At 72.2% G+C, this 8,730-nt stretch carries 10 protein-coding genes; 5 read left to right on the forward strand and 5 right to left on the reverse strand.

Annotated features, from left to right (window positions below):
• Positions 1-47: 47 nt before the first annotated feature.
• Both fabA and Q0588_RS01550 read right to left on the reverse strand, forming a co-directional pair.
• Entirely contained in the window at positions 48-584 is a 537-nt protein-coding gene (fabA, locus tag Q0588_RS01545; protein WP_298743122.1) for a 3-hydroxyacyl-[acyl-carrier-protein] dehydratase FabA, read from the reverse strand.
• Positions 585-667: 83 nt separating this feature from the next.
• Positions 668-1,246, reverse strand: a complete 579-nt coding sequence (locus tag Q0588_RS01550; protein ID WP_298743124.1) for an SH3 domain-containing protein — start codon at positions 1,244-1,246, stop codon at positions 668-670.
• A gap of 28 nt (positions 1,247-1,274) precedes the next feature.
• Between Q0588_RS01550 and Q0588_RS01555 the strand changes: the two genes are divergently transcribed.
• Both Q0588_RS01555 and Q0588_RS01560 read left to right on the forward strand, forming a co-directional pair.
• Positions 1,275-2,261, forward strand: a complete 987-nt coding sequence (locus Q0588_RS01555; protein WP_298743126.1) for a D-glycerate dehydrogenase — start codon at positions 1,275-1,277, stop codon at positions 2,259-2,261.
• A gap of 64 nt (positions 2,262-2,325) precedes the next feature.
• Entirely contained in the window at positions 2,326-4,377 is a 2,052-nt protein-coding gene (locus Q0588_RS01560) for an alpha/beta fold hydrolase (RefSeq protein ID WP_298743127.1), read from the forward strand.
• Here Q0588_RS01560 and moeB read toward each other — a convergent pair.
• Both moeB and Q0588_RS01570 read right to left on the reverse strand, forming a co-directional pair.
• Positions 4,338-5,108, reverse strand: a complete 771-nt coding sequence (gene moeB / locus Q0588_RS01565; RefSeq protein ID WP_298743128.1) for a molybdopterin-synthase adenylyltransferase MoeB — start codon at positions 5,106-5,108, stop codon at positions 4,338-4,340. The genes Q0588_RS01560 and moeB overlap by 40 nt on opposite strands.
• Positions 5,109-5,139: 31 nt before the next feature.
• Positions 5,140-5,529 carry a BLUF domain-containing protein gene (locus Q0588_RS01570; protein WP_298743129.1) on the reverse strand — a complete coding sequence of 130 codons (390 nt, stop codon included), beginning with the start codon at positions 5,527-5,529 and terminating at the stop codon, positions 5,140-5,142.
• A gap of 144 nt (positions 5,530-5,673) precedes the next feature.
• Here Q0588_RS01570 and hslV point away from each other — a divergent pair, with 144 nt between their 5' ends.
• Positions 5,674-6,234: an ATP-dependent protease subunit HslV gene (hslV, locus tag Q0588_RS01575; protein WP_298743131.1), complete on the forward strand. Its 561-nt coding sequence runs from the start codon at positions 5,674-5,676 to the stop codon at positions 6,232-6,234.
• A gap of 6 nt (positions 6,235-6,240) precedes the next feature.
• On the opposite strand, the gene Q0588_RS01580 is transcribed toward hslV, so the two are convergent.
• Complete coding sequence (locus tag Q0588_RS01580) at positions 6,241-7,041, reverse strand: TSUP family transporter (protein WP_298743135.1); 801 nt, start codon at positions 7,039-7,041, stop codon at positions 6,241-6,243.
• Positions 7,042-7,226: 185 nt separating this feature from the next.
• Between Q0588_RS01580 and Q0588_RS01585 the strand changes: the two genes are divergently transcribed.
• A complete protein-coding gene (locus Q0588_RS01585) occupies positions 7,227-7,634 on the forward strand; it encodes a GxxExxY protein (RefSeq protein WP_298743137.1) in 408 nt (135 codons plus the stop codon).
• A gap of 86 nt (positions 7,635-7,720) precedes the next feature.
• Positions 7,721-8,730 (forward strand): ATP-dependent protease ATPase subunit HslU (gene hslU / locus Q0588_RS01590; RefSeq protein WP_298743139.1); only part of this gene is annotated, 1,010 nt, incomplete at its 3' end.

An 8,730-nucleotide genomic window follows, 5' to 3' on the forward strand; every position in this document is an offset into this window, starting at 1 on the left:
GGAGAATGGTCAGCAATCCAAAGCGGAGCGAACTCTAAGCACGGATGCTACGCGTCCGCACCGACTTCGCTCTGCGCGCCGAACAGGCCGACCCGCATGTCCGTGGCCGTATAGATGGGCACGCCGTCGGCTTCGAGAACCCCGTCGGCGATGCCCATCACCAGCCGGCGGTTGATGACCCGTTTGAGGTCGATCCGGTAGACCACCCGCTTGACGTCCGGGGTCACCTGGCCGGTGAATTTGACCTCGCCGACGCCGAGGGCGCGGCCGCGGCCGGGGCCGCCGATCCAGCCGAGGTAGAAGCCGACCAGCTGCCACATGGCGTCGAGGCCGAGACAGCCCGGCATCACCGGGTCGCCGATGAAATGGCACTGGAAGAACCAGAGGTCCGGATGGATGTCGAGTTCGGCCTCGACCTGGCCCTTGCCGTGGGCGCCGCCGTCGGCGTTGATCGTGGTGATGCGGTCGAACATCAGCATCGGCGGGGCCGGCAGGCGGGCGTTGCCGTCGCCGAACAGTTCGCCGCGGCCGGACGCCAGCAGCGCCTCATAGTCGAACGACGACGGATATTTCGATTGGGTCAACAGACGCTCGCCTCTCAGGGGCCGGCGGCGCGCGCCGCGGGTGGCCGGAGTGGCCGCCGGGTTACACGAGCACGGGACCCGGCTCAACCACCGCCGTCGGCGGGGCCCGGCCGGGGCCCGGCCGGGCGGGCCGCGTCGCACATCGCCCCCGCCTGGGTCCCGAATACGGCCGTCTCGCGCACCCAGCCGCGCAGCCGCCCGGCCCGGATGCGGCACCAGCCCCCCTCGCAGTCGTCCATGGCCGCCAGCGAACGCGGCGACAGCCGGGCGCGCACCGGCGCGCCCGGCGAGCGGCCGGAGCGGACCGGGATTTCCTCGCGCGTGGCGTTGAAGAGGCTGCGCCGGCTCGACACCACGCTGCGGTGGACCCAGGCGACGGCGCCCTCGGGATCGCAGATCTTGCGCCACTCGGTGGTCTCGGCGATGACCTGAACCGGCAGGCCGGAGACCCGGTACGCCCACAGGATGCGGTGGTCGAGGCCGGGGCCGAAGCGGGCGTGCACCTCGGACGACTTCAACGACAGCCAGCGCGGCACCGGCTGGCCGCTCGGCGTCGGGCGGCCGTCGGGCATGGTCTGGGCCGCCCCGGCCAGCCCCGCCGCGCAGACGGCGGCGGCCGCGACAGCCAGCCTTTGGAAGCGGGGAAGAGCTTTGCTAGACACGCGAAGGTCCGTAAAACGAAGGCTTCGAATGTCCCCGCCCAGGCTTAAGGTCGTGTTAACCAGACGGCTGCCGGACGCGGTCGAGACGCGCATGCGCGAACTGTTCGACGCCGAGCTGAACCTGACCGACGCGCCGATGGACCGGGCCGCGCTCGAGGCGGCGGCGCGGCGCGCCGACGTGCTGGTTCCGACCATCACCGACGCCATCGACGCCGGCCTGATCGCCGCGGCCGGCGACCGGTTGAGGATGATCGCCAATTTCGGCGCGGGGGTCGATCACATCGACGTCGAGGCGGCGGTCGGGCGCGGCCTGCTCGTCACCAACACCCCCGGGGTTCTGACCGAGGACACCGCCGACCTGGCCATGGCCCTGATCCTCGCGGTCAGCCGGCGCATCGTCGAGGGTGCGCAGGTCATGGCCGAGGGCCGTTTCGAGGGCTGGACCCCGACCTGGATGACCGGACGCAAGCTGTGGGGCAAGCGGCTGGGCATCGTCGGCATGGGCCGCATCGGCCAGGCGCTGGCGCGACGGGCGAAGGCCTTCGGCATGCAGGTCCACTACCATAACCGCAAGCCCGTCCCGGAGATGATCGCCGAGGAGCTGGGGGCGACCTGGTGGGACGATCTGGACCAGATGCTGGCGCGGATGGACGTCGTCTCGCTGAACTGTCCGGCCACGCGGGAGACCCGCCACCTGCTGTCGGCGGAGCGGCTGGCCCGGCTTCAGCCGCACGCCCTGCTGATCAACACCGCCCGCGGCGAGCTGATCGACGAGGCCGCCCTGGCCGAGGCGGTGGCGCGGCGGGCCGTCGCCGGCGTCGGGCTGGACGTCTATGAGCACGAGCCGGCGGTGCATCCCGGCCTGCTCGGCCACGCCCATGTGGTGCTGCTGCCGCACCTCGGCTCGGCGACGCTGGAGGCGCGCCAGGACATGGGCGAGCGGGTCATCGCCAACATCCTGACCTTCCAGAACGGCCACCGCCCGCCCGACCGGGTCATCCCGGCGATGCTGTGACGCTTCAGGGTTGACGCCGCCGCCGACCTGGGGCTGCATCGGTCCGGGGACGGGGGAGGTTTCAATGATCACGGGTTCAGTCCGGGCGGCGGCGGCCGCCCTGTCGAGGCGTGACCTGATCTGGGGCGCCGGCGCCCTGGCCGCCCTCGGGGCCGGACCCGGCCTGACACCCATTCCCGGAGGCCCCGGCCCCGGGGCCGTCCCGCCCTATCCGCTGGAGACCTTCTTCACGCCGGACCAGACCCGGGCGGCCGTGCTGTCGCCGTCGGGCCGCCGCATCGCGGTGCTGCAGCAGCTGGGCTCCGGTCCCGAGAGCGCCGGGGCCATCGACCTGATCGAGGCCGCCGACCCCGAGGGGGAGCGCCGGCGCATCTCCCTCGGCGACCTCGAGGCCGAGGCCCTGCAATGGGGCAATGACGACCGCCTGCTGGTCCGCGTCGCGGTCACCCGCAGGACCGGCTCGCGCACCGCGATCGGCAGCCATCTGCGCATTCAGGGGATCGAGCTGACCTCGCGGCGGATCCTGTCCGTCGGCGCGGACTCCGGCGACATCGTGGTGCTGTTCCAGGACCAGCGCCAGCGCCTGCGCCACTCCCTCGACATGGGCCGGGTCATCGATCTGCTGCCCGCCGATCCCGACCATGTGCTGATGGTCGCCCGGGAGCGTGACGGGGCCCTCGGCCTGCACCGGGTCGACATCCACACCGGCGCGGCCGAGCGGCTCGAGCGCGGCTCCCTCGGCACCTATGCGTGGCGCACCCAGGGCGGGGCGGCGGTGATGCGCCACGACATCAACGCACGCGGCACCCTCGAGACGGTCTACGCCCGGGCGCCCGGCGAGACCGGCTGGAAGATGGTCCGACGGACCCGGGTGATCGACGCCCCGGACTTCGCCTGGGTGGGCGAAACCGACCGTCCCGGGGTGGTGCTGGTCTCGGCCCGGGCCGAGGGCGAGGACACCGAGAGCGTGCGCGAGCTCGATCTGCGCACCCTGGCCTTCGGTCCGCCGGTCCACGGCCGCGAGGGCCGCGACGTGCTCTACGGCCTGACCGATTCGGCCGGCCGCTATCTCGGCGCCGCCTATTACGGCGAGCGGCTGGAATACGCCTTCGACGAACCGGCCCTGGCCGCCCACCACCGGGCCCTGAACCGGTTCCTCGACGACGATTGCGACGTCCACCTGACCGATGTCGACGTCGGGCGGAACCGCTTCATCGCCTACGCCACCGGGCCGCGCGAGCCGGGCGCCTGGTTCTTCTACGACCGCGAGGCCCGGGCCGTGGTCAATGTCGGCGCGGCGCGGGTGCTCGACCCCGGGCGGCTGGGCGCCTGCGAGACCCTGTCGGTGCGGACCCGGGACGGGGCCGTCATCGAAGCCTATCTGACCGCCCCCCCGGGCGGCGCGGCGGGACCGCTGGTGGTGCTGCCGCACGGCGGCCCGGAAGCCCGCGACCTGCGCGGTTGGGACCGCCAGGTGCAGGCGCTGGCCGCGCAGGGCTGGTGGGTGCTGCAGCCGAATTTCCGCGGTTCGGGCGGCTATGGCCTCGGCTTCGCCCGGCAGGGCTGGACCCGCTGGGGCGACCGCATGCAGGAGGACGTCGAGGACGCCGTCGAGCACGCCATCGCCCTGCGCGGTCTCGACCGGGACCGCGTCGCCATCATGGGAACCAGCTACGGCGGCTACGCCGCGCTGATGGGGGCGGTGCGCCGGCCCGACCTCTACAAGGCGGCGATCTCGATCTGCGGCGTCTGCGACCTGCCGGAGATGCTGGCGTGGGAGAATCGCGAGGACGACACGCCCGGCAAGCCGATCTACGAATTCTGGGTCCGGCGCATCGGCGACCCGGCGGCCATGGGTCCGGCGCTCGAGACGGCCTCGCCGCGCCGCCGCGCCGCCGAGGTCGCCTGCCCGGTGCTGCTGGTGCACGGCGTCGACGACGCCATCGTGCCGGTGACCCAGTCGCGGCGCATGCGCGATGCCCTGCGCGCGGCGGGCGGGACGGTCGAGCTGATCGAGGTCGCCGACGCCGGCCACGCCGACTGGGAGGACGCCCGGGAGCACGAACTGACGATCCGCTATGTCGCCCTGTTCCGGTCGGCCTTCGCCGCGGCCTGACCGCAGACCGGGCAGGCGGGGTCGGCGGCGATGCGCGCCGTCCGCGCCGTTCCGGCCAGGCCGTCGTAGATCAGCAGGCGGCCGGACAGCGGCTCGCCGGCGCCGGCGAGCAGCTTGACCGCCTCCAGGGCGGCCATCGAGCCGACCACCCCGGCCAGGGCGCCGATCACGCCGACGCGGGCGCAGGTCTCCGCCTCCGGGGGCGCCGCCGGGACCAGGCAGCGGTAGCAGGGCCGTCCGGCGAACACCCCGACCTGGCCGCTCCAGCGCCCCAGGGCGCCGGACACCAGCGGGACGCCGGCGGCGACGCAGGCGGCGTTGACGGCGAAGCGGGTGGCGAAGTCATCGGTCCCGTCGATGATCAGGTCGCAGCCGCCGAGCAGCCGGGCCGCGTTCGCCGCCGTCAGCCGCTCGGCCGCCGCCTCGATCCCGACATGGGGGTTCAGGGCGGTCAGCCGGGCCGCGCCGGCCTCGACCTTGAGGTCGCCGACATCCTGTTCGGAAAAGGCGATCTGGCGCTGCAGGTTCGACAGGCCGACATGATCGTGGTCGATCAGCCGCAGGGTCCCGACGCCGGCCCCGGCCAGGTAGAGGGCCGCCGGCGCGCCGACCCCGCCGAGGCCGACCAGGCCGACGCGCGCGGCCTTGAGCCGCTGCTGGCCGGGGCCGCCGACCTCGGCCAGCACCAGGTGGCGGGCGTAGCGTTCGATCTCGTCGTCGGAAAAGCTCACCCGCCCCGATTAGGCGCTCCGGCCGCCGGCGTCACGCCGCCTGGCGCAGGTCGAGGACCATTTCGGCCTCGCGCGCGGTGATCCGCGACAGGCAGTCGAGCCCGATGCGCCGCAGCAGGGCGGGCGGGTCGGCGCACAGCCCCATCGGCTCGCCGATCCGCCGCACCGCGATCGGCGAATCGGTCAGGATGCGCAGGCCGGTGTGGCGCGGATCGGCCAGCAGGCGGCGGATCAGCCGGTCGATGTCGGCGCGCTCGCCCTCGATGGCCTGCAGGACATGGCCCTGGTGGAACATCACGCAGCTGGTCAGCTGGTCGCGCCGGTTGTTGCGCTCCGACAGCCCCAGAATCTGGGCGATCGACAGCGTCGACGTGCCCGTCGCACCGACCGCTTCACTGGCGTAGATGACGCGATGAAGCACGTCGATACCCTTTTTTGGCGAGTTATGGGGTTGGAAATATCGATGTAAAGGGTTACAATGGTCAGATTATGGCCCGGCGCGCCGTTGGAATTCGGGCGAAAACCGCTTGCCCGGCCGCAATCCGGCCGCCATCTGAAGCGGATGATGCACGCCAACGACACCGCCGCCCCGGGCTGGCACGGCACCACCATCCTGGCGGTGCGCAAGGACGGCCGCACCGTGATCGCCGGCGACGGCCAGGTCTCGATGGGCCCGACCATCGTCAAGGGCGCGGCCCGCAAGGTCCGCCCCCTCGCCGGCGGCAAGGTGCTGGCCGGGTTCGCCGGGGCCACCGCCGACGCCTTCACCCTGATCGAGCGGCTCGAGGCCAAGCTGGAGCAGTATCCGGACCAGCTGGCCCGGGCCTGCGTCGACCTGGCCAAGGACTGGCGCACCGATCGCTACCTGCGCCGCCTCGAGGCCATGCTGCTGGTCGCGGACCGGAGCTCGATCTTCACCGTGACCGGGGTCGGCGACGTGCTGGAGCCGGAGCATGGCGTGGCCGCGGTCGGCTCCGGGGGCAATTTCGCCCTCGCGGCGGCGCGGGCCCTGCTGGACCATTCCGACATGGACGCCGAGGCCATCGCCCGGCGCGCCATGGCCATCGCCGCCGACATCTGCGTCTACACCAACGGCAACCTGACCGTGGAGACGCTGGAGCCCTGAGGGACGTCAGGTTCCGATCAGGCCGGCCACGAGCGCCGCGCCGATGGTCAGCATGGCGGCGGCGACCACGCCCCGCACGAGGCCGATGGTGACCTTCTTCAACCCGCGGACGGCGCCCCAGGCCCCCGTGAAGGCGCACAGCACCGCCCATCCCACCAGCAGGCCCAGCCGCCCGTCGAGATCACCGGCGGCGGCTCTGGCGGCGGCTCCGACGGTGAGGGCGTAGACGGGCAGGCGCGACAGGTCGATCAGCACCGCGATCATCACCCCGGTGGCGATGAACCGGGCCGGGTCGAGGCCGAAGCGCAGCAGGAACATCGAGCGCAGCGCGCCCTGTTGCCCGGTCAGGCCGCCGAGGAAGCCGGTGGCCAGCCCGCCGAGCGGTGCGGCCGACGGCGGGGCGGCGAGGCGCTGGAACCCCGGCTGCAGTTCGAGCAGGCCGAGGCCGATCATCACGGCGCCGACGACCAGGGCGGCCGGCGTCGGCCCGAAATCGCGTCCGGCCAGGCTCCACGAGAACAGTTCGGCCCCCGCCCCCAGCCGGCCCAGCAGCCAGGCTCCGGCGATGGCGGCCGGGATGGCGGGCAGGCCGAAGCGCAGCACGACGCCCCAGTCGCTCTGGCGCCACAGCAGGCCGCCCTTGAACAGGCCGTTGAGCAGATGGACCACCCCTGTCGCCGCCACCGCGACCGGGGCCGGAAAGAACAGGGCGAAGGCGGGCAGCAGCACGGTGCCCAGCCCGAACCCCGAATACAGGGTCAGGCCCGAGGCCAGGAAGGCCGCCAGGCCGACGACGATGAACTCCATGCCGCCTCCAGACGTCAGCCGCTGGCCCGCATACCCCGACCGGGGTGCGGCCGCGAAGTCTCTCGACGATTTAACGGGACAGGAGCGGCACGGTCGGCGTCAATAGCGGCCGGAGGACCGCATATGCTTCGTTTCCGGTTCCGCTGAGGCCAAAACCGGTTGGTTCATCACGAAGGCCACCAAGGATGCACAAAGGACACGAAGCGGCCGAGCCTGTGCCGGAGTCCGCCGAGCGGATCGGGCGTGATGTCGTGGATGCCGCCCTGGCGGTGCATCGCGCGCTGGGGCCGGGGCTGCTGGAGTCGGTCTATGAGACCTGCCTCTTCGAGGAGCTGAGGCGAAGGGGACGGGCGGCCGAGCGTCAGGTGAGCGTACCGATTGTCTATGGCGATGTCCGGATGGAGGTCGGCTTCCGGCTTGATCTGCTCGTCGAACGGAGCGTGGTGGTTGAAATCAAGTCGATCGACGCCCTGGCGTCGATCCATACGGCCCAGGTTTTGACATATCTGCGCTTCTCGGGCCATCGGCTCGGTTACCTGATCAATTTCAACACCGCGCTCCTGAAGCACGGCCTTCGGCGCCTCGTGCTCTGATCCCTTCGTGTCCTTTGTGCATCCTTGGCGGTCTTCGTGATGAACCAGCGCTCCCGGACCCGGGCTCGCCGCCCTATCTCTGCCCCATGACCGACCTCTCCCCCCGCGAAATCGTTTCCGAACTCGACCGCTTCATCGTCGGCCAGGACGACGCCAAGCGCGCCGTCGCCGTGGCGCTGAGGAACCGCTGGCGGCGCAAGCGCGTGCCTGAGGACCTGCGCGACGAGGTGACGCCGAAGAACATCCTGATGATCGGCCCCACCGGCGTCGGCAAGACCGAGATCGCCCGGCGGCTGGCCAGGCTGGCCGGGGCGCCCTTCCTGAAGGTCGAGGCGACCAAATTCACCGAGGTCGGCTATGTCGGCCGCGACGTCGACCAGATCATGCGCGACCTCGTCGAGGCGGCCCTGGTCATGGTCCGCGACAAGCGCCGCGCCGGGGTCCAGGCCGGGGCCGAGGCCGCCGCGGAAGAGCGCCTGCTCGACGCCCTGGTCGGGCCGGGCTCGCAGCCGGCGACCCGCGAGAGCTTCCGCAGGAAGCTGCGGGCGGGCGAACTGGACGACCGGGAGGTCGAGCTTCAGCTGGCCGACACCGCCTCGCCGGTGCAGGGGCTCGACCTGCCGGGCGGCGGCGGCATCGGCATGATCAATCTGTCCGAGATGCTGGGCAGGCTGGGCGGCGGGCGGACCAAGACCGTCAAGCTGCCGGTGCGCGACGCGGTCGGGCCGCTGGTCACCGAGGAGGGCGACAGGCTGCTGGACCAGGACAGCCTGACCCGGGAGGCGGTGCTGCTGGCCGAGAACGAGGGCATCGTCTTCCTCGACGAGATCGACAAGGTCGCGGCCCGCCAGGACCGGGCCGGCGCCGACGTCAGCCGCGAGGGCGTGCAGCGCGACCTGCTGCCGCTGATCGAGGGCACCACGGTGTCGACCAGATACGGGCCGGTGAAGTCGGACCATGTGCTGTTCATCGCCTCGGGGGCCTTCCATGTGGCCAAGCCGTCGGACCTGCTGCCCGAACTGCAGGGCCGGCTGCCGATCCGGGTCGAGCTCAAGGCCCTGACCCGCGACGACTTCGTGCGCATCCTGACCGAGCC

The sequence above is a fragment of the uncultured Brevundimonas sp. genome (assembly GCF_937870815.1).
GTDB lineage: Bacteria > Pseudomonadota > Alphaproteobacteria > Caulobacterales > Caulobacteraceae > Brevundimonas.

What these genes read in the sequence shown, in the direction of transcription:
- Q0588_RS01555 (WP_298743126.1), top strand. Translation starts at nt 1,275, where the DNA reads ATGTCCCCGCCCAGGCTTAAGGTCGTGTTAACCAGACGGCTGCCGGAC.
- hslV (WP_298743131.1), top strand. Translation starts at nt 5,674, where the DNA reads ATGCACGCCAACGACACCGCCGCCCCGGGCTGGCACGGCACCACCATC.
- Q0588_RS01560 (WP_298743127.1), top strand. Translation starts at nt 2,326, where the DNA reads ATGATCACGGGTTCAGTCCGGGCGGCGGCGGCCGCCCTGTCGAGGCGT.
- Q0588_RS01580 (WP_298743135.1), bottom strand. Translation starts at nt 7,041, where the DNA reads ATGGAGTTCATCGTCGTCGGCCTGGCGGCCTTCCTGGCCTCGGGCCTG.
- Q0588_RS01585 (WP_298743137.1), top strand. Translation starts at nt 7,227, where the DNA reads ATGCACAAAGGACACGAAGCGGCCGAGCCTGTGCCGGAGTCCGCCGAG.